Below are 18,740 nucleotides of genomic sequence, written 5' to 3'. Positions count from 1 at the left end.
GCGCCTTCTTGCTGGAGCGCCTCCGTCGCGATGCGCGCAGGAACGGTGACCGGGCCCCGACACTTCGCGCCACGCGCAAGGCGCAAGTGACGCGTTAGCAGCTGTATCCGGCGCCCCGGACCGTCGCTCGCGGCAGCCGCCGCTACTGTGAGTCCTGCGCTCAGTTGGTCGCGCTGATCCTGGCCCAGCCGTTGCCGCGCACCACTTCGAACCCGGCTTCCACCGCATGCAAGTACAGCGCGTCGCTGTAGCGGCCGTCCAGCGCGCGGTTGGCCTGCAGCCAGTCGTGGACGAGCTTGACGTCGAAGAAGCTGGCTTCTTCGGCGTGCTGGTCTACCAGGAACGAAAGTTCGGCATTCAATTTAGAACAACGCCTAAGGGCGATCCCCAAGCAGGGGCGATAATTTCACCCTCGCTTACGCGAAATTTTTTTCATATTGTCTGGGCAAATGATTTCCGCCCAGTGAGCCCCGTCAAATCGCAGTACCTGATCGCTGCCAATGGACCATAGATAATTTCCACACGTCCGAAGGCGACAACCCTCCAATTTTTTCACGCCGGGGATGGCGAGTTTTTTCACCCGATCGTTATCTATGACACCTATTCCTTCGAACCCGGAAACATAAAGTACATCTCGAAAGTAAACAGCCCCCCATAGATCCTCCCCGATTTCATCATTCTGGATAACTTTCCAACAATCTTTGGATCCGACCAATACCACTCCATTTTCGCCACATGCGATGTACTTGTCCTGATCGAACGCCCCCACCTCATTCAGATCGACGTTCGTGGGACTAGCGCATTGTCTCCAGAGCGAGCCATCAAAAAACCATATCTCGCCGGCATTGCCAACGGCATGAATGTCACTTCTGGAATGGCCCGCCATGGACTCCAGGCTTATGCCATCTTTTTTGCCGGTATAGAGCAACCCTTGGTCCATGTGCGCCCATACTCCATTGCTTCGACGATACAACTGCCGGTTATAGCCACAGGCGTGCAGCTCCCCGTCGATAACGGCAATCTTATTCATATAACCTAATTTCTCGCCACCAGTCCCTGCGTCAGCGATCAACTCAAAGGAGGTGCCCCCCCGTTTGATCTCAACCACTTCTCCGCGCTTTCCGAGAATCCACCATGCTCGATACTCGCCATGTATCAAATAGGTGATTGAGCGGCTGTCAAAGTCGAATTTTTGCTGCCCCCACTGTCCGTCGAGGGTCGTATAGAACGTGGTGTACTCCGTGTCCTCGCCTTTGAGTGCATATGGAAAGGCTACTAGGCCCAGGAGTCCCTTGGTGGGAGTGAATCCATCAATGAAATAATGCGTGGATGATGTCATGGTTGCTACTTATCCAAATGTGACTCTGGCAATTGTTGGGAAGTTTTCCGGGATCCTGTATTCGGCGCTGTCAGCACGCAGGCTCCTGGCATCGCTGATGCTGGGGCCTTTCGGAGGAACCGTCGATCTATTGGTCCGCTGGTGATAAGCATCCAACTGGGACCGTGTACATTTCGGGCTGCATCGTAATACATGTTGCGTCGTGCGGATGGGAGACACGCCAGGTCAACTGCACCTGAAGCGCGTCTGTGTCGATCAGCAGGGTGTCGATCACCGCCTGTACCGTCTCATGGCCGCTTTTTTTCAGAAAGAAGGTCACCGACACATCCATTTCGGGGATGCGAAAGCCCACGCGCTTCTGGGGCGTGAGGTTGAGCAGCGGTTGTCGGAATCCTGCCGCAGAAACGGGAAGCAGCCGGCCAACCAGGCATCGTCGTAAGTACCGGCGAAGCGAGCACGTTGCGGCCAGCTGCGGCCAGTTGTGCATTGCGTCCAGTTCCACCGCTGGCGAGACGCGCGCTTGGGCGTTGTCTACGCAGGCGTCCGCCTCCGTCGCCGCGCGCGCCGCATCCGCGATTGCATCCCGATGCGACATGTCCGGCGCAGGCGACACGCCGGCGAGGCCGCGGGTAAGCTGGCGCGATTTCCGCTGTGGGAACGTACGATGACCCTGCGCTGGTATTTCGATTTCGTCTCGCCGTTTTCCTATCTGCACTGGCACAAGCTCAAGGCGCTGCCCGAGTTCGCTCAGATCGAACCGGTGCCGATCGTGTTCGGCGCGGTGTTGCAGCATCTGCACACGCGCGGGCCCGCGGAGATCGCGCACAAACGCAGCTTCACCTATCAGTTCGTGCAGTGGCAGGCGCAGCACGAGGGCGTGCCGCTGCGCTTTCCGCCGGCGCATCCGTTCAATCCGCTGGCGGCGCTGCGGCTGTGCATCGCCGCTGGCAGCACGCCGCAGGCGATCGATGCGATCTTCGACTGGCTGTGGCGCGACGGCCGTGCCGGCGACGATGCGGCGGCGCTGGCCCCGCTGGCGCTGGCCTTGGGCATCGCCGATGCGCCGGCCGCACTGGCCGATCCGCAGGTCAAGGCGCAGTTGCGCGGCAATACCGAGCGGGCGATCGCCGCCGGCGTGTTCGGCGTACCGACGCTGCAGATCGGCGATACTTTGTTGTGGGGCAACGATGCGCACCCGCTGATGCAGGCGCTGCTGGCCGATCCGCAGTTGCTGCAGCGCGGCGAAATGGCGCGGCTGGCGGCGCTGCCCGTCGGCGTGCAGCGCGGCGCCTGACCCGGCCGCGACGCCGCCCGGCGTCTGCGCTACCCTAGCCGGCAGTGACCAAGCGCGATGCCGGAGGGGGCCAGATGCGTATCGGGATCGTGGTGGACTCCGCCTGCGACTTGCCGCAGGACTACATCGCAGACAACAACATCGTGTTGCTGCCGATCAGCGTGCGTATCGGCGAGGCATTGCTGGCCGACCATCGCGACGAGGAAGCCACGCTGAGCTTCCTGCATGCGCACGTGGCCGAGCACGGCGCCGAGGCGGAAACCATTCCGTTCAGCGTCGCGCAGATCCGCGAGCTGTTCCTGAGCCGGCTGGTGATCGACTACGACCATGTGTTCTGCATGACCATCACCAAGACCCGCAGTCCGATCCACCAGCATGCGCTGCAGGCCAGCTTCGCCATCCTCAACGACTACAAGCCGATCCGCCAGGCCGCCGGGCACACCTCGCCGTTCGCGCTGCGGGTGATCGACACGCAGAACCTGTTCGCCGCGCAGGCGGTGACCGCGGTGGAAGCGGTGCGGCTGCGCGCGGCCGGGGCCAGCGTGCAGGCGATCCGCGAACGGCTGGAGGAATTGGCCGGCAACGTGCACGGCTACATGATCACCCGCGATCTGTATTACATGCGCGCCCGCGCGCGCAGCAAGGGCGACCGCAGCGTCGGCCTGCTCAGCGCCGCGCTCGGCACCGCGCTGGACATCAAGCCGGTGCTGCACGGCTATCGCGGCGAGACCGCGCCGGTGGCCAAGATCAAGGGCTTCGACGCGGCGGTGCAGAAACTGTTCGAATTCGTCGGCAAGCGCGTCGCCGCAGGGCTGATGACGCCGACGCTGTGCCTGAGCTACGGCGGCGAGCTGAGCGAGCTGCGCGCCCTGCCCGGCTACGCGGCGTTGCGCCAGGCCTGCGAAACGCATGCGGTGGAGGTGCTGGAAAGCGTGATGAGCCTGACCGGCATGGTCAACGTCGGCAAGGGCGCAATCACCCTGGGCTTCGCCGACGCGCCGCATACGTTCGCCTAGCGCTGCGAGCGGGTCCTTTGTTGTAGGAGCGGCTTCAGCCGCGACAAGGTGCCGATCGCACCTGTCGCGGCTGAAGCCGCTCCTACAACGGCTCCGGCGTAGACGGCCCACTCACGACGCCGCCTGCTAGGCTGCGCCGCACGCTCCACAGAGGAACCACCATGGCCGTGACCTATTCGATCAGCCTGCCCGACCCCGCCCGCGCGCGCGGCAGCGAACCTACGCTCAGCTTCAGCGCCAACGGCGCCGACGCCTTCGCCGAGCAGCTGCAGCAGGCATTGAGCAGCCCGGCCTGGTTCGAGCGCTGGCGTGCGCTGCAGCCGGAACCGGACGAGGTTGATCCCGCGCTGGGCGTCGTCGACCCGGCGGCCACGGTCAGCGGCAAGCAGGACGACCTGCGCATCGACCTGGTCGCCACCACCAGCATTTCCGGCGACATCCTCAAGCAGCGCATGCGCCTGCTCGCCGGCAGCGGCTGGGAACTGCGCAACGTGCGTTGAGCGTATCGTCGCCGCGAGCCCGCGACGACGTGGATCGGCTAGAGCAGCCTTGGTGCAGCCGATGGCACCTGTGGGAACGACTTCGGTCGCGACGGACCTTGCTGGAGAAGTCCGTCGCGGCTGAAGCCGCTCCTACAGTGCTTGGCCGACTGCAATGAGCATCTAAGGCACCACGCTCCCTGCCGCTGTGCCCGCCGCGCGCCGCGGCCAGCGCCATTTCAGGTTCACCGCCAGCGTGCCGAGCACGATCAGCGCCAGGCCCAGCCATTGCACCGGCACCAGCCGGTGGCCGTACAGCAGGTAGTCCAGCAGCAGCGTGACCAGTGGGTACACGAACGCCACGATTGCGATCGTCGCCACGTGCAGGTGCCGGTAGGACGAATAGAACAACACGTAGACGATGCCGCTGTGGATCACACCCAGGCCGGCCAGCCACAGCCAGTGCATGCCCGGATGCAGTGCGCTGCCGCTGGAAAATCCCACCAGCAGCAGCGTGCCCACCCAGCACTGCACCGTCACCACCGCCAGCGGCCGTTCGCGGCTGATGCGCCGCGACATCAGCAGCGACGCACCGCACAGCAGCGCCGCCAGCAGGGTCAGCGCGATGCCGAGCAGGTAGCTACGATCGGCGGTCTGCCAGAGCCGCGCCGGGTCCGCCGAGCAGGCCACGCCGACGAACGCCAGCAGCGTCCAACCCAGATCGGAACGGCGCGTGCGCTCGCCCTGCAGCAACGCCGCCAGCAGCAGCATCACGAACGGGAACACGTGATAGACCATCGTCGCCACGCCGATCGACGAGCGCGCCATGCCGGCGAACAGCGCCACCCAGTTCAGCACCAGCAGCACGCCGCTGATCGCCGCGTCGCGCAGCAGCTCGCGTTCGCGCCACAGTCCGCGCAATTGGCCGCCGAGCAGGCCGCAGACGGTGAGGAACAGCGCGCCGAACAGGCAGCGGTAGAACACCGCGGTCACCGGGTCCTGGCCGCTCTCGTGCACGAACACGCCGACCGAGCCGATCAGCACTTCCGCCAGCAGCAACTGCCACAGCGCGCGCCGCGCGGCGCCAGCGGGAATGGCCACGGCCGCGCTCACAGCGCGATCGTCCCGTGCAGGTACTGCACCGCGCTGCCGCGCACATAGACGTGCTGCGCCTCGACCCGGCAACCGAGTTCGCCGCCGCGCGCCGACGCCTGCAGCGCGCTCAGCTGCGACTTGCCCAGCCGCTGCGCCCACAGCGGCGCCAGCGCGGCGTGGATGGAGCCGGTCACCGGATCTTCGGCGCCGCCATTGGCAGGCCAGAAATAGCGCGACACGAAATCGTGGCTGCTGCCGGGTGCGGTCACCGCTACGTCGCGCGGCGCCAGCGCCAGCATCCGCGCCAGGTCCGGCACCACGTCGCGCACCTGGCGTTCGTCTGCGTACACCGCGATGTACGCCTGGCCGTTGACGTAGACCGCCTGCGGTGCGATCGACAGCGCCTCGTGCAAAGCCTGCGGTGCCGCCGCCAGCGCCGCCGGCGCCTGATTCGGAAAGCGCATCTCGAACGTGCCGTCGGCCACCCTTTCCACGCCGAGTTCACCGACCGCGGCCGCGCGCAAGCGCAGCGGAAACGGTGCCAGTTGCTGGCTGGCGATCACGAACGCGCTGGCCAGCGTCGCATGGCCGCAGAAACCGACTTCCTTCAGCGGCGAGAACCAGCGGATCGCGAACACGCCGTCTGCATCGCGCACGAAGAACGCGGTCTCCGACAGGTTGTTCTCGCTGGCGATAGCCTGCATCAGCGCGTCGGGCAGCCACGCCTGCAGCGGCACCACCGCGGCCGGATTGCCCTTGAAGCGGACCGTGGTGAAGGCATCGACGACGAACAGGGACAACGGCATGACCGACCTCGCGACGGGAGAGATGCCGGACGCGATGGCCGGCATGGACCCAGTCTGCAATGCGGCGCGCGACCATGACAGATTCAGTTACGCTGTAAATGGACCGATACAGATGAGGCGCCCGCATGCTCTTGTACGAATCGCTCGCCACGCAGCTGCGCCAGCAGATCGAGCGCGGCACGCTGCGCACCGGCGAGCGCCTGCCGTCGATCCGGCAACTGGCCGCCAGCCACGGCATCAGCACCGCCACCGCGGTGCAGGCCTGCCTGCAGCTGGAACGCGAAGGGCGGGTGCAGGCACGGCCACGTTCGGGCTACTTCGTGCGCGCCGCGGCGCAGCCGTTGCCGCCGCTGCCGGTGACGGCGCGGCGGCGCACGCCGGGCATGGTCGACAACCCGGCGCTGCAGGGCGTGCTGGACATGCTCGCGCGCTCGGACCTGGTGCCGCTGCACACCGCCACGCCGGCGCCGGCGCTGCTGCCGGGCGCGCAACTGGCGGCCGCGCTGTCGCGGCAGCTGCGCCGCCACCGCGGCGTCGCGCTCGACTATGCGCCGCCGCAAGGCCACGCCGCGCTGCGCCGACAGATCGCACAGCGCTACGCGCACTGCGCGACCACGGTGGCGGCGGACGAAGTGGTGGTGACCGCCGGCGCGATGGAAGCGATCAGCCTGGCGCTGCGCACGCTGACCGCGCCCGGCGACGTGGTGCTGGTGGAAACGCCGACCTACCACGGCATCCTGCAGGCGGTGGCGGCGCTGCGGCTGAAGGTGCTGGAAGTGCCCACCCGCGCCGGCCACGGCATCGACGCCGCGCGCCTGGACGCGCTGCTGCAGCGCACGCCCGCGCGCGCGGCGGTGCTGGTGCCCAACTTCAACAATCCGCTCGGCAGCCTGACCCCGGACAGCGCCAAGCGCGCCCTGCTCGACAGCTGCGCGCGCCACGGCACCGTGGTGATCGAGGACGACATCTACGGCGAGCTGGACTGGTCCGGGCAACGGCCGCGTCCGCTGCGCCATTTCGACACGCACGGCAACGTGATCACCTGCGGCTCGTTTTCCAAGGTGCTGGCGCCGGGCCTGCGCGTGGGCTGGCTGCTCGGCGGCGAATGGACCGATGCGCTGGTCCGCGCCAAGTACTTCTCCACCGTCGGCGGCGCCAGCCTGCCGCAGCTGGCGCTGGCCGATTACCTGGCGCAGCACGACCTGGAACGGCACCTGCGCAAGCTGCGCCGCACCCTCGCCGACAACGGCCAGCGCCTGCGCGAGGCGATCGTGCGGCACTGGCCGGCCGGCACCAGGGTCGGCGATCCCGCCGGCGGGCTGTCGCTCTGGCTGCAACTGGCCGACGGCGGCAGCGGCCAAGCCTTGTTCGAGGCCGCGTTGGCTGCAGGCATCGGCACTTCGCCCGGGCACCTGTATTCCAGCCGCGGCGACTACGCCGACCACCTGCGCCTGACCTGCGGCCAACCGTGGAGCGAGACCCTGGAAAGCGCGATGCGGCGGCTGGGCAAGCTGGCCGCGCGGCTGCCGCGCTGAGCGGTTGGGCGCGGCCGCGCCAGGCGATCGGATGCAGCGCTGCACGATGCCCGCTGCACGATGCGGAAACTCGCGCCGGAGGGTCGAAGGCAGTCCATCAAAGTCCGCAATCGCGTCCAACGCTGAGTTGGCGCCCGCGTCGGCGGCCGCAGCTGGTCCGCCATGGGCCTTGAACACCAGGGCGTTCCTTGATCCGGGTGTTTTGGCAGTGCGCTGTCGTGGCCGCGGGCCACCAGCCTGGCGCTGGCCGCGGCCGCGGCCGCGGCCGGCGGCACGGTGGCCGTGACCGACGCCGCCGTGTTGCAGCATCCGAACCTGTGCCAGCGATGCCGGGTGACCTCGGAGTAGCCCTCGCGACTGAAGCCGCCCATCGTCGGTCAACAGGTGGGAGCAGGCGCTCTGACCTCGTCCTCGACCAAACTGGCCCTACTTACACCGCCGCCGCGCCGATCGCCAACGCCGCGCAGGCGCCGAACAAGGTGCAGGCGAGCATGGCCAGCGCGCTGAGCGGGCTGCGCCAGCGCTGCCGCGGGCACGACGATACGGGTTTGCGGCAAGCGAGCATGGCGCGGCTCCAGTCCGGGAAGACCCGATGGCGAAGGCCGAGGAATCTAGCCGCACGCCGTCTCAACCGGCGCGACCGCGATCGCACAACCGCGCATTGGACGACGCCCCGCGCATTTGTTTACGAGCGACGCCGGCACACGCGCGGAATCGCCATGCAACTGCCACCGCACCGTCATCGTGCAGCAGCGATCGCGATGACCCGGTGGCGATGGGAGCTGGCCGGTTCCGCAATGCCAGCGGCACACCTCCACGGCACCCAAAGCGGCTCCCTGTCTACTCACAGGCGACGTAATGTTGTGGAAGCGACTTCAGTCGCGACGGGCCTTACCGGTAGCGCCCGTCGCGACTGAAGCCGCTCCCACAATAATGCCCCTGCATGCATCCCGACATCGCTTCCAATGCGGAGGCACGCTGCGCCACCGCATGCAACCACCGGCGCCCGGCATGACCGGTACGCCGCCGCATCGCGCACGTCAGCCCTGCAGCGCGCGCGCGTGGTGGGCGATGTGCTCGCCAATGAAGCTGCCGATGAAGTAGTAGCTGTGGTCGTACCCAGGCTGCACGCGCACGGTCAGCGGATAGCCGGCGGCGTCGGCCGCGGCCTGCAGCAGCTGCGGCTGCAATTGCTTGTCGAGAAACTCGTCGCCGCCGCCCTGGTCGATCAGCAGCGGCAGGCGCTCGGTGGCGGTGCCGATCAGCGCGGTGGCGTCGTAGGCCTTCCAGCTGGCGCGATCCTCGCCCAGGTAGGCGGCGAACGCCTTCTCGCCCCACGGCACCTGCGACGGCGCCACGATCGGCGAGAACGCCGACACGCTGCGATAGCGGCCCGGATTCTTCAGCGCGATCACCAGCGCGCCGTGGCCGCCCATCGAGTGGCCGCTGATCGCGCGCGCGCCGGTGGTGCGGAAGTTGGCTTCGATCAGCGCGGGCAGTTCCTGCACCACGTAGTCGTACATGCGGTAGTGCCTGGCCCACGGCTCGCGGGTGGCATTGACGTAGAACCCGGCGCCCTTGCCCAGGTCGTAGCCCTCGGCATCGGCGACGTCGTCGCCGCGCGGGCTGGTGTCCGGCGCGACCAGGATCACCCCGTGCTCGGCGGCGTAGCGCTGCGCGCCGGCCTTGGTGATGAAATTCTGCTCGGTGCAGGTGAGCCCGCTGAGCCAGTACAGCACCGGCAGCGCGGTGTGCTCGGCCTGCGGCGGCAGGTACACGGCCACGTTCATCGTGCAGCCGAGCACGGTCGATTGATGGCGATAGACGTCCTGCCAGCCGCCGCAGCAGGCATGGTGTTCGATGCGTTCCATTGGATGGATCCCGGATTGGGGGATGCGGCCGGGCAGACCCCGGCCGCATCCGAAAGACACTGCCGCAGCGCGCCGCCAGGGCGGCACGCCGCAGGCAGCGGGCGTTATTGCAGCACGCCGTTCTTGCGCGCGACGTGGGTGGAGATCGCATCCATCAGCGCCGGCGACAGGCAGTCGTAAGGCTCCAGTTTCAGCTCGCGCAGCCGGCTGCGCACGCCGTCCATCGCTTCCGGGCGGGTGCCGCTCTCGATGATCGAGGACACGAACGCCGCGAAACCCGGCGCCGACCAGCCCTGCTGCGGCGACAGCTCGGTATGCACGAAGTCCAGGCCGTAGAACGGGTGCTCGGTGTTCTCGATGCGGCCATACAGGTGCACGCCGCAGCCGGTGCAGGCATGGCGGCGGATCGTCGCGCTCTCGTCGACGACCTTCAACTTCTCCTCGTGCGCGGTGACCTTGACCTTGTCGCGGCCCACCACCGCCACCACCGAGAAGGTCGCCCCCTTCGGCTTCCAGCACTTGGTGCAGCCGCAGGCGTGGTTGTGCGCGGTCTGCGCTCCCACGTCCACGGTCACCTTGTCGCTGGCGCAGTGGCATTCCAGGGTGCCGCCCTGGAAATTCTCTGCGCCTGCGCGCACACCACCGTCCACCGACGGATGAATCGTTACGGTACTCATCATGCCCCTCCCGGGTTTGTCGCGTACCTGCATGCGCGGAATCGGCCGCGCGCCGGACTGACCGTCAGGTCAGAAATGGATCACGGTGCGGATCGACTTGCCCTCGTGCATCAGGTGGAAGGCTTCGTTGATCTCTTCCAGCGGCATGGTGTGGGTGATGAACGGATCCAGATCGATCTCGCCATGCATCGCCTGCTCCACCATGCCCGGCAATTGGGTGCGGCCCTTGACGCCGCCGAACGCGCTGCCGCGCCATACGCGGCCGGTGACCAGCTGGAACGGACGCGTGCTGATCTCCTGGCCGGCGCCGGCCACGCCGATGATGACGCTCTCGCCCCAGCCCTTGTGGCAGCACTCCAGCGCCGAACGCATCACGTGCACGTTGCCGATGCACTCGAAGCTGAAATCCACGCCGCCATCGGTCAACTCGACGATGACTTCCTGGATCGGCTTGTCGTAGTCCTTCGGATTGATGCAGTCGGTGGCGCCCATGCTGCGCGCCAGGTCGAACTTGCCCGGATTGGTGTCGATGGCCAGGATGCGCCCGGCCTTGGCCTGTACCGCGCCCTGGATCACCGCCAGGCCGATGCCGCCCAGGCCGAACACCGCCACCGAGTCGCCCGGCTTGACCTTGGCGGTGTTGTGCACCGCGCCGATGCCGGTGGTGACGCCGCAGCCGAGCAGGCACACCTTCTCCAGCGGCGCCTCGGGGTTGACCACCGCCAGCGCGATCTCCGGCACCACGGTGTATTCGCTGAAGGTGCTGCAGCCCATGTAGTGGAAGATCGGCTGCCCGTTGTAGGAGAAGCGGGTGGTGCCGTCGGGCATCAGGCCCTTGCCCTGGGTGGCGCGCACGGCCTGGCACAGGTTGGTCTTGCCCGACAGGCAGAACTTGCACTTGCGGCATTCGGCCGTGTACAGCGGGATCACGTGGTCGCCGACCTTGACGCTGGTCACGCCCTCGCCGATCGCCTCGACGATGCCGCCGCCTTCATGGCCGAGCACCGCGGGAAAGATGCCTTCCGGATCGTCGCCGGACAGCGTGAACGCATCGGTGTGGCAGACGCCGGTGTGGGTGATGCGGACCAGCACCTCGCCCTGGCGCGGCGGCTCGACATCGATCTCCACGATCTGCAACGGCTGGCCGGCTTCGAAGGCTACGGCGGCGCGGGATTTCATGAGGTTTCTCCTGGACTAGCGGGTTGGGTCGTGGGGTTCGGGTTTACTTGAGATAGGAGCGGACCAGCATGCCCATCTCGCGCACGCGCGCGGCGCGCTGCGTCTCCGAGGCGGCGGCGTGGCCGAATTCTTCGCGGATATGCGCCTGCATCACTTCCGACATCAGGCCGTTGACCGCACCGCGGATCGCCGCGATCTGCTGCAGCACCGCAGCGCAGTCGGCGCCGCCTTCCAATGCCCGCTCCAGCGCCTCGGTCTGCCCGCGCACGCGGCGGATGCGGGCCAGGACGCGTTTCTTCTCGTGGGGCGTGTGCGGCATGCGACGGCGGTCCTGAAACTATACTGGGGGACAGTATATTCCTCCGCCCGCAAAAGAAAACGCCCGCGCGTCCCGGATCGAGCGCGCGGGCGCGCGGCGGCGTCTCGGTCGCCTGGCGCTGAATGGGCGGCGCTGCGGGGCGGAACCGATGCAGCGACGTGCCCGCCGTGGCCCTGGCGCTGTTCGCTCGGCACCAGGGCCAGGCCTGTGATCCCCCGGCAGCTGCAAAGGCCACACGGTCCGGACAGCGCGCCCGCAATGTGTCAACGCGTGTCAGCCATTGACACACAGCGGCCATGAGGCCACCGACGCCACTGCCTATCATGACCACGCGATCACGCGCCCGCCTTGCACCCTGCAGCGACGGCCCGCCCGCACCAGTTCCAGGCGGCAGCGGCCGCGTCTAGACTGGCTGAACTCCGAGCGGCCGCCCTTCAAGATCATGGACATGCACTCCTTCATTCTGGTGGTCGACGACGACCCCGATCTGCGCCGGCTCATCAGCGAGTTCCTGCAGGAGCACGGCTATCAGGTGGAGGCCGCGGAGAACGTCGCCGACATGCGCCGGCTGATGGCGATACGCCAACCGGACCTGGTGATCCTGGACGTGATGATGCCCGGCGAGGACGGCCTCAGCGCCGCCCGGCAACTGGCCAGCGAACGCGGCGCGCCGGCGGTGATCATGCTCAGCGCGCTGGGCAGCGACACCGATCGCATCATCGGCCTGGAAGTGGGCGCCGACGACTATCTGGCCAAGCCCTGCAATCCACGCGAACTGCTGGCGCGGGTGCGCGCCCTGCTGCGTCGCAGCCAGGCGGCGACGCTGCCGCCGGAAGCGCGCGGCAACGTCTACGAATTCGCCGGCTGGCGCCTGGACGTGATCCGCCGCGACCTGCGCGACCCCACCGGCATCTTCATCAACCTCTCCGACGGCGAGTTCGCGCTGCTGCGCACCTTCGTCGAACATCCGCAGCGCGTGCTCAGCCGCGACCAGCTGCTCGACTATGCGCGCGGCCGCGACACCGAGGTCTACGACCGCGCCATCGACAGCCAGATCAGCCGCCTGCGGCGCAAGATCAACGAGCGCGTGCAGACCGAACTGATCCGCACCGTGCGCAACGAAGGCTACATGCTGCTGCCGAGCGTCGCCCGGCTGTGAACGCGCCCAAGCGGGGCCGCCGCGGCATGTCGATCTTCGTGCGCACGTTCCTGCTGCTGGTGGCGGCGCTGCTGACCGCGCAGCTGATCGGCATCGCCCTGCTCGTGTTGCGCACGCCGGTCTACGAAATGCCGGTGCATCCGCCGGAAGTCATCGCGCTGCTGACGACCAAGATGCCCGCCGGCACGCAGACGTTGAAGGTGCACGACTCGGTGCACGCGCCACTGCCGGCGCCGGGGCAGATCCGCGATTCCATCGCCGAGTTCATGATGGCGAACTGGCTGGACGTGACGCCGGAACGCGTGCGTTTCTACCGTAGCAGCGACGAGAACCTGCCCAATCCGAATTTCCCGATGGACGCGCGGAAACGTATGCAGCCGCGTGACGGCCCGCCCGGCGACGAACGTTTTCTGCGCAACGGGTCGCCGCCGTTCGACGAGCACGGCCCACCGCCGGGCGTCGCGGCGCAGCCACCTGCGCAACCGCAATCGGACCGACCCATGCCCGCCGGCGCGTTCGGCGCCACGATGCGTGCGATGGGCGCGCGCTGGCGCGACCGCGGCTTCGCGCCCGCTTCTCCGCTGCTTGGCGGGTTTACCGCCGCCCTGCGCCAGCCCGATGGACGCTGGCGCCACGTGGTGTCGCCGCCGCGGCGCATCTCCACCGCATTCAAGACCCAGGTCGCCCTGTTGTTCGTCGCCGGCCTGCTGGCGATGCTGCCGCTGGCATGGTGGTTCTCGCGCGCACTGGCCGCACCGATCAAGCGCTTCGCCGAAGCCGCCGACCGCCTCGGCCGCAACCCCGATGCGCAGCCGCTGCAGCGCAGCGGCCCCAGCGAGATCGTGCAGGCCGCCGACTCGTTCAACGCGATGCAGGCGCGCCTGAACCGCCTGGTCAACGAGCGCACGCACATGGTCGCGGCGATCGCCCACGACCTGCGCACGCCGCTGGCGCGCCTGGCGTTCCGCCTGGAAGGCCTGCAGCCGCCGCTGCGCGACAAGACCATCGCCGACATCGACGAGATGAAGGCGATGATCTCCGCGGCGCTGGACTTCATCCACAACGACAGCCGCCGCGGCACCCGCGCGCCGCTGGATTTCCGCCTATTGGTGGAAAGCGTGGTCGACGACGCCAGCGACACCGGCGCGGACGTGGCCTTCGTCGCCGGACAGGCGATCACCCTCGATGGCGACCCGCTGTCGCTGCGGCGGATGGTGATGAACCTGCTCGAGAACGCGCTCAAGTACGGCAAGCGCGCGCGCCTGCAACTGCACCGCGACGGCGCCGACTGCGTGCTGTGGATCGACGACGACGGCCCCGGCATCGACCCGGCCCAGCACGAGCAACTGTTCCTGCCGTTCTTCCGCGGCGAGAACTCGCGCAACCGCGACACCGGCGGCATCGGCCTGGGCCTGTCGGTGGCGCACAGCATCGTGCTCGCCCACGGCGGCGAGATTACCCTGACCAACCGCCCCGAAGGCGGGTTGCGGGTGTGCGTGGAGTTGCCGTGTCAGGCGACGGCGGGCTGAAGCATACGCAAGTCGTCGCTTGAAGGCTTGTGGCCACTTACGTCACGCAACGGATCACAATGCCCTAGCTGTGCCGAGCTCGCTGCCTCGCCGCCCGGCCGAGCCACTGAACTTCATGCACTCTCTCTGTTTCTACGAGGCAGCCTTGATAGCATCGGCGAGCGGGCTGCAAAAGGCGTGCTTGCATGCGGAAGTTCTATTGATCACCTTCGTTTGTACGCCACGAGACATTCGCGCCCTAGTCTGCAAAAAGCAATGATGCCCTTATCAGAAAAGCAAGAATTGATAGCCAGAAGGCGGCAGTAGCGAGGCCTTGGGATATGACCGGTCTCGCCGACCCATATATCTTTCCTGCAAACAATGCTGCAAGCATTGCAAACAGAAGAGTGCGCTGCAAATTTGATTGAAATTTTGAGCTTTCGGCAAAGAAGAGCGACCAGATCATGACTGACGCCGACACGAGCGCCAGGAAGATAGAAACCCGCCGAACAAAAATCCTCACCCGCGCCCTATCGCTTTTGATGAAGACTGGAAGCAATGTCACGTTGCACCGCCTAACACTTGAGTTGAGCCGCGTCGGGGAGCAATGCAGGCTTGAGAACTGGCGATCTGAGTGGCCGCACCGGCTGGGATGACGTCCCCTCCCAAACCGCCGTTGAGTCGAGTGTGTCACATGCAGATGAAACCGGAAAAGTCCGCCGCCGAGAAGATGAGATTGCTATTCGGAACCGGTCGCCCTAGCGGCACCGCGGGAACGACTCGGCCTGAGTGAGCTAGGCGCCATCCGGGTAGTAACGGAAATGACCAGCAATCGGATAAGCAAAGAGAATATCGTCTTCGGCAGTGCCCGCACCAATGTTGTGGAGTATCAGGGGACGGTCGCCCCCTGGCACATCGCGATCCGAGACGATGCCGATGTGGGGCAGCCCGCCAGTCAGCCGCCACGTCACCAAGTCGCCGGGGCGATAGTCCGCGGCACTGTCGCTGATCGGCAGCGATGCGCCCTTGCGGGCCAGGAACCGCTCGATGTTGGGCACCCGCCGATGATCGATATTCCTGTCGGTCGATCGGCTTCCCCAAAGCTGCGGATACGCCGAGAAATTCCGACGCATGTCCTCGTGGATCAACTGCTGGAAATCGATCCCTAGATGTCTGTAGGCGCGAATGACGACGTCTGTGCAGACGCCACGATCGTTGGCGACGTCTCCGCCCGGATAGGCCATGGTGTAGTACTTGGGGTCGTAGACCTCTCCCAAGGACATTCTTTCTCGGCTGGCCGCAATGATGGTACGGACATCAGCAGGCAAGCCTGGCCGAGCCGGCGAATGGGCAGCTGAATCAGGGGAAGTTGCCGATCGTGGAGCGGGGCCCGGTCCCTCTTGCTGCGGCTTGCACGCAGTAATCGCTAGCGCAATGCAGATGCTGATACCGAAGGTTGCACGAAAGTTGGACATGGCACCTGACACCAAAATTAAACGACGCCGCAAAGCGGGTTCGTTTGAATGAATTGCTGGGCACGCCAGCATGTGGCAGAACCGCCCATGTCGCAACGTTACGACCCAAGCCGCTCCGCACGGCGGCAGGCCCCGGCATCGGCATGGACAGCCGGCTCTGGCAACATGCTCGACATCCCTATTTACGAAAGCGCATCCACGCCAGAAAGGCGATCAACGCCACGCCAAGGGCGACGTCCGCCAACCCGAAGGCGAGGTTGTACAGCGGCTGGCCGAGAAACGTCAGGTAAGCCTGCCGCAGACCACAGTTGAGACGGCAAGGCCCGATGCCGGCAGGTCGAAGAAAAAGCATGATCCAGCCGTAGCCGATGGTCGTGAGCCCAGGAGCGTTCCGAACACCAGAACAAGTCCAGAGGGTCGCCCGAGACGCAGACGTGGAGAGCGCTTCTTCATGCCGCCCGACTGCCATTGAACCGCCAAACGCGGTATCGCACCGGGCATCCACTATCGCCAGGAGGCAGAAAACCCGATGCACCGCGGCCCATGGCCGTGATCGGCGCATCCGCGAAGACACACGGCAAATGCGAGGCGGCGCTGCAACGCCGGGAATCGCCATGCGGCATCGACGGGAACACGCTACGCCGCCAGGCGCGACGATCAGTAAGCGAACTCGCGGAACACCGGATCGACGTTTTCCTGCCAGGCACCGTGGTACAGCGCCAGCTTGCGCTCGGCCGCGGTCTCGCCGGCGTGCAGGATCTCCACCAGCGGTTCCAGGAAGCGCGATTCGTCCTGGCCGTCGCCGTTCAGGCGGGCGCGGCGGCGCAGGCCGTCCAGCGCGATCTTCACCGACTCGGCGGCCAGGTCCTGCGCCGTGCCGTTGCGGAACGGCAGTTTCAGCGCCTGCCTGGGCACGCCGTCGCGCAGCGCGTGACGCTCGACCAGGCTGAAGTCCTTGACCAGGTCCCAGGCCGCATCCAGCGCCGCGTCGTCGTAGAGCAGGCCGACCCAGTACGCCGACAGCGCGCACAGGCGCCCCCACGGGCCGGCGTCGGCGCCGCGCATTTCCAGGTATTTCTTCAGCCGCACTTCCGGGAACGCGGTGGTCATGTGATCGGACCAGTCGCGCAGCGTCGGCAGCGCGCCCGGCAGCGCCGGCAGCTTGCCCTGCATGAAATCGCGGAAGCTTTGCCCGCTGGCGTCGACGTAGGTGCCGTCGCGGTAGGAGAAGTACATCGGCACGTCGAGCAGGTAGTCGACGTAGCGCTCGTAGCCGAAGCCGTCCTCGAACACGAAGTCGAGCATGCCGGTGCGGTCGGCGTCGGTGTCGGTCCAGATGTGCGAGCGGTAGCTGAGGTAGCCGTTGGGCTTGCCCTCGGTGAACGGCGAGTCGGCGAACAGCGCGGTGGCGATCGGCTGCAGCGCCAGCGACACGCGGAACTTCTTGATCATGTCCGCTTCGGTCGCGTAGTCCAGGTTGACCTGAACCGTGCAGGTGCGGGTCATCATGTCCAGGCCGAGCGCGCCGACCTTGGGCATGTAGTTCTTCATGATCTGGTAGCGGCCCTTGGGCATCCACGGCATCTCGTCGCGGCGCCACTTCGGCTGGAAGCCCATGCCGAGGAACCCCAGGCCCAGTTCGTCGGCGACCTGCTTGACCTCGTTGAGGTGACTGCCCACTTCCACGCAGGTGTCGTGGATGGTTTCCAGCGGCGCGCCCGACAGTTCCAGCTGGCCGGCCGGCTCCAGCGTCACCGAGGCGCCGTCGCGCAGCAGCGCGATGGTGCGCCCGCCTTCGAGCACCGGCTCCCAGCCGAAGCGGGTCAGGCCGTTGAGCAGGGCCTCGATGCCGCGCTCGCCGTCGAAGGTCGGCGGGCGCAGGTCGTCCAAGCGGAAGCCGAACTTCTCGTGTTCGGTGCCGATGCGCCACTGCGCTTCGGGCTTCTCGCCGGAGGCCAGCACCTCGACCAGTTCGGTGCGGTCGGTGATCGGCGTTTCGGCAACGTGGCTGGGGCTCGACAAGGGCAGGCTCGCACGGAAGATGAGGCGATGTGGGGATGGCCCGCCGACATCGCAAGGGCCGCACTATAACGTGACCGGCGCCCGGCCCACATCGCTACCGGCGGTGCTGCAGCATTCCACATCCGCCGGGTTCGCGCCGGCGCGAGTGAGACGCAGCACTGCCGGCGGCGCCACGCTCGGCTAGGCTGCAGGCCTGTTCCCCCGCCATGCAGGCCGCCGATGCGCCCCGCCCACTCCGAACTGCATCGCGCCGACCGCGCCGGCTGGCTGCGCGCCGCGGTGCTCGGCGCCAACGACGGCATCCTGTCGGTGGCCGGGCTGGTGGTCGGCGTGGCCAGCAGCGGCGCGCCCGCGCCGGCGGTGCTGGCCACCGGCATCGCCGGCCTGGTCGCCGGCGCGATGTCGATGGCCGCCGGCGAATATGTCTCGGTGCAGTCGCAGGTGGACACCGAACGCGCCGACCTGGCGATCGAGCGCCGCGAACTGCGCGAGGACCCGCACAGCGAGCTGGACGAACTCGCCGCCATCTACCGCCAGCGCGGGCTGGATGCGGCGCTGGCGCGCCGGGTCGCCGAGCAGCTGACCGCGCACGATGCGCTGGGTGCGCATGCGCGCGACGAACTGGGCATCACCGAGACCTTGCGCGCGCGGCCGCTGCAGGCCGCGCTGGCATCGGCGGCCGCGTTCTGCTGCGGTGCGGCGCTGCCGATCCTGGCCGCGATGCTGGCGCCGGCGAGCCGCCAGGTGGGAGTGACCGTCGCGGCGACGCTGCTCGGGCTGTCGCTGACCGGCGCCCTGGCGGCGCGCGCCGGCGGCGCGTCCGGGGTGCGCGGCGCGGTGCGCGTGGTGTTCTGGGGTGCGGCGGCGATGCTCGCCACCGGCGCGGTCGGCCGGCTGTTCGGCGTGCAGGTCTGATCCGACGCTTCACGGGGGGCCCGCGACCGGAGCGATCGCCTTCCTGGCGTT

The 18,740-nt window shown here is 67.2% G+C and carries 19 protein-coding genes and 3 pseudogenes; 8 read left to right on the top strand and 14 right to left on the bottom strand.

Annotated features, from left to right (window positions below; genetic code table 11):
• Positions 1-160: 160 nt before the first annotated feature.
• From VDQ83_RS04820 to VDQ83_RS04810, 3 genes and pseudogenes are all read right to left on the bottom strand, one after another.
• Positions 161-289, bottom strand: a pseudogene (locus tag VDQ83_RS04820) (cellulase); the annotation flags it as partial.
• A gap of 117 nt (positions 290-406) precedes the next feature.
• Entirely contained in the window at positions 407-1,339 is a 933-nt protein-coding gene (locus VDQ83_RS04815; protein WP_455434058.1) for a hypothetical protein, read from the bottom strand.
• 127 nt (positions 1,340-1,466) lie between these two features.
• A complete protein-coding gene (locus VDQ83_RS04810; protein WP_455434057.1) occupies positions 1,467-1,934 on the bottom strand; it encodes a DUF2169 domain-containing protein in 468 nt (155 codons plus the stop codon).
• Positions 1,935-2,003: 69 nt separating this feature from the next.
• Between VDQ83_RS04810 and VDQ83_RS04805 the strand changes: the two genes are divergently transcribed.
• The 3 genes from VDQ83_RS04805 (at position 2,004) to VDQ83_RS04795 (ending at position 4,149) form a co-directional block, all read left to right on the top strand.
• Positions 2,004-2,633 (top strand): DsbA family protein, encoded by a 630-nt coding sequence (locus VDQ83_RS04805; RefSeq protein ID WP_455434056.1) that lies wholly within the window; start codon positions 2,004-2,006, stop codon positions 2,631-2,633.
• A 74-nt stretch (positions 2,634-2,707) separates the two neighbouring features.
• Complete coding sequence (locus VDQ83_RS04800) at positions 2,708-3,649, top strand: DegV family protein (protein ID WP_263395697.1); 942 nt, start codon at positions 2,708-2,710, stop codon at positions 3,647-3,649.
• 161 nt (positions 3,650-3,810) lie between these two features.
• A complete protein-coding gene (locus VDQ83_RS04795) occupies positions 3,811-4,149 on the top strand; it encodes a hypothetical protein (RefSeq protein WP_455434055.1) in 339 nt (112 codons plus the stop codon).
• A gap of 162 nt (positions 4,150-4,311) precedes the next feature.
• On the opposite strand, the gene VDQ83_RS04790 is transcribed toward VDQ83_RS04795, so the two are convergent.
• Together VDQ83_RS04790 and VDQ83_RS04785 are read right to left on the bottom strand one after the other, a co-directional pair.
• On the bottom strand, positions 4,312-5,241 hold the full coding sequence (locus VDQ83_RS04790) for a DMT family transporter (protein ID WP_455434054.1): 930 nt from the start codon (positions 5,239-5,241) through the stop codon (positions 4,312-4,314).
• A complete protein-coding gene (locus tag VDQ83_RS04785; RefSeq protein ID WP_455434053.1) occupies positions 5,238-6,029 on the bottom strand; it encodes a PhzF family phenazine biosynthesis protein in 792 nt (263 codons plus the stop codon). Before VDQ83_RS04785 ends, VDQ83_RS04790 begins: the two co-directional genes overlap by 4 nt.
• Positions 6,030-6,154: 125 nt before the next feature.
• Between VDQ83_RS04785 and VDQ83_RS04780 the strand changes: the two genes are divergently transcribed.
• The gene (locus VDQ83_RS04780; protein WP_263395701.1) at positions 6,155-7,564 is read left to right on the top strand and encodes an aminotransferase-like domain-containing protein; all 1,410 of its coding nucleotides are present in this window, start codon (positions 6,155-6,157) and stop codon (positions 7,562-7,564) included.
• Positions 7,565-7,994: 430 nt separating this feature from the next.
• On the opposite strand, the gene VDQ83_RS04775 is transcribed toward VDQ83_RS04780, so the two are convergent.
• The 5 genes from VDQ83_RS04775 to VDQ83_RS04755 form a co-directional block, all read right to left on the bottom strand.
• Complete coding sequence (locus VDQ83_RS04775; RefSeq protein WP_309914108.1) at positions 7,995-8,129, bottom strand: hypothetical protein; 135 nt, start codon at positions 8,127-8,129, stop codon at positions 7,995-7,997.
• Positions 8,130-8,604: 475 nt separating this feature from the next.
• Positions 8,605-9,435 (bottom strand): S-formylglutathione hydrolase, encoded by an 831-nt coding sequence (gene fghA / locus VDQ83_RS04770; protein WP_455434052.1) that lies wholly within the window; start codon positions 9,433-9,435, stop codon positions 8,605-8,607.
• A gap of 104 nt (positions 9,436-9,539) precedes the next feature.
• Positions 9,540-10,112: an S-(hydroxymethyl)glutathione synthase gene (gene gfa, locus VDQ83_RS04765; RefSeq protein WP_263395705.1), complete on the bottom strand. Its 573-nt coding sequence runs from the start codon at positions 10,110-10,112 to the stop codon at positions 9,540-9,542.
• Positions 10,113-10,181: 69 nt separating this feature from the next.
• Positions 10,182-11,291, bottom strand: a complete 1,110-nt coding sequence (locus VDQ83_RS04760; protein WP_455434051.1) for an S-(hydroxymethyl)glutathione dehydrogenase/class III alcohol dehydrogenase — start codon at positions 11,289-11,291, stop codon at positions 10,182-10,184.
• A 43-nt stretch (positions 11,292-11,334) separates the two neighbouring features.
• Positions 11,335-11,610, bottom strand: a complete 276-nt coding sequence (locus VDQ83_RS04755) for a metal/formaldehyde-sensitive transcriptional repressor (protein ID WP_179567232.1) — start codon at positions 11,608-11,610, stop codon at positions 11,335-11,337.
• 442 nt (positions 11,611-12,052) lie between these two features.
• On the opposite strand from VDQ83_RS04755, the gene VDQ83_RS04750 reads away from it, so the two are divergent.
• The 3 genes and pseudogenes from VDQ83_RS04750 to VDQ83_RS04740 all read left to right on the top strand — a co-directional run.
• Positions 12,053-12,769: a response regulator gene (locus tag VDQ83_RS04750; RefSeq protein ID WP_263395707.1), complete on the top strand. Its 717-nt coding sequence runs from the start codon at positions 12,053-12,055 to the stop codon at positions 12,767-12,769.
• A 26-nt stretch (positions 12,770-12,795) separates the two neighbouring features.
• Positions 12,796-13,090 (top strand): annotated as a pseudogene (locus tag VDQ83_RS04745) (two-component sensor histidine kinase); the annotation flags it as partial.
• A 248-nt stretch (positions 13,091-13,338) separates the two neighbouring features.
• Positions 13,339-14,298 (top strand): annotated as a pseudogene (locus VDQ83_RS04740) (ATP-binding protein); the annotation flags it as partial.
• Positions 14,299-14,536: 238 nt separating this feature from the next.
• Here the strand turns inward: VDQ83_RS04740 and VDQ83_RS04735 are convergent.
• The 4 genes from VDQ83_RS04735 to VDQ83_RS04720 form a co-directional block, all read right to left on the bottom strand.
• Complete coding sequence (locus tag VDQ83_RS04735) at positions 14,537-14,842, bottom strand: hypothetical protein (RefSeq protein ID WP_455434050.1); 306 nt, start codon at positions 14,840-14,842, stop codon at positions 14,537-14,539.
• 229 nt (positions 14,843-15,071) lie between these two features.
• Positions 15,072-15,701: a DUF1287 domain-containing protein gene (locus tag VDQ83_RS04730; RefSeq protein ID WP_455434144.1), complete on the bottom strand. Its 630-nt coding sequence runs from the start codon at positions 15,699-15,701 to the stop codon at positions 15,072-15,074.
• Positions 15,702-15,930: 229 nt separating this feature from the next.
• Positions 15,931-16,104 carry a hypothetical protein gene (locus VDQ83_RS04725; protein WP_455434049.1) on the bottom strand — a complete coding sequence of 58 codons (174 nt, stop codon included), beginning with the start codon at positions 16,102-16,104 and terminating at the stop codon, positions 15,931-15,933.
• Between the two features lie 305 nt (positions 16,105-16,409).
• Complete coding sequence (locus VDQ83_RS04720) at positions 16,410-17,774, bottom strand: glutamate--cysteine ligase (RefSeq protein WP_455434048.1); 1,365 nt, start codon at positions 17,772-17,774, stop codon at positions 16,410-16,412.
• Positions 17,775-17,993: 219 nt separating this feature from the next.
• Here VDQ83_RS04720 and VDQ83_RS04715 point away from each other — a divergent pair, with 219 nt between their 5' ends.
• Positions 17,994-18,689, top strand: a complete 696-nt coding sequence (locus VDQ83_RS04715) for a VIT1/CCC1 transporter family protein (protein WP_455434047.1) — start codon at positions 17,994-17,996, stop codon at positions 18,687-18,689.
• Positions 18,690-18,740 lie beyond the last annotated feature (51 nt).

Source organism: Xanthomonas sp. WHRI 7945, from assembly GCF_035026585.1.
Note: the sequence above shows the minus strand (reverse complement) of the source record. Positions and strands in the feature narration are given on the sequence as shown.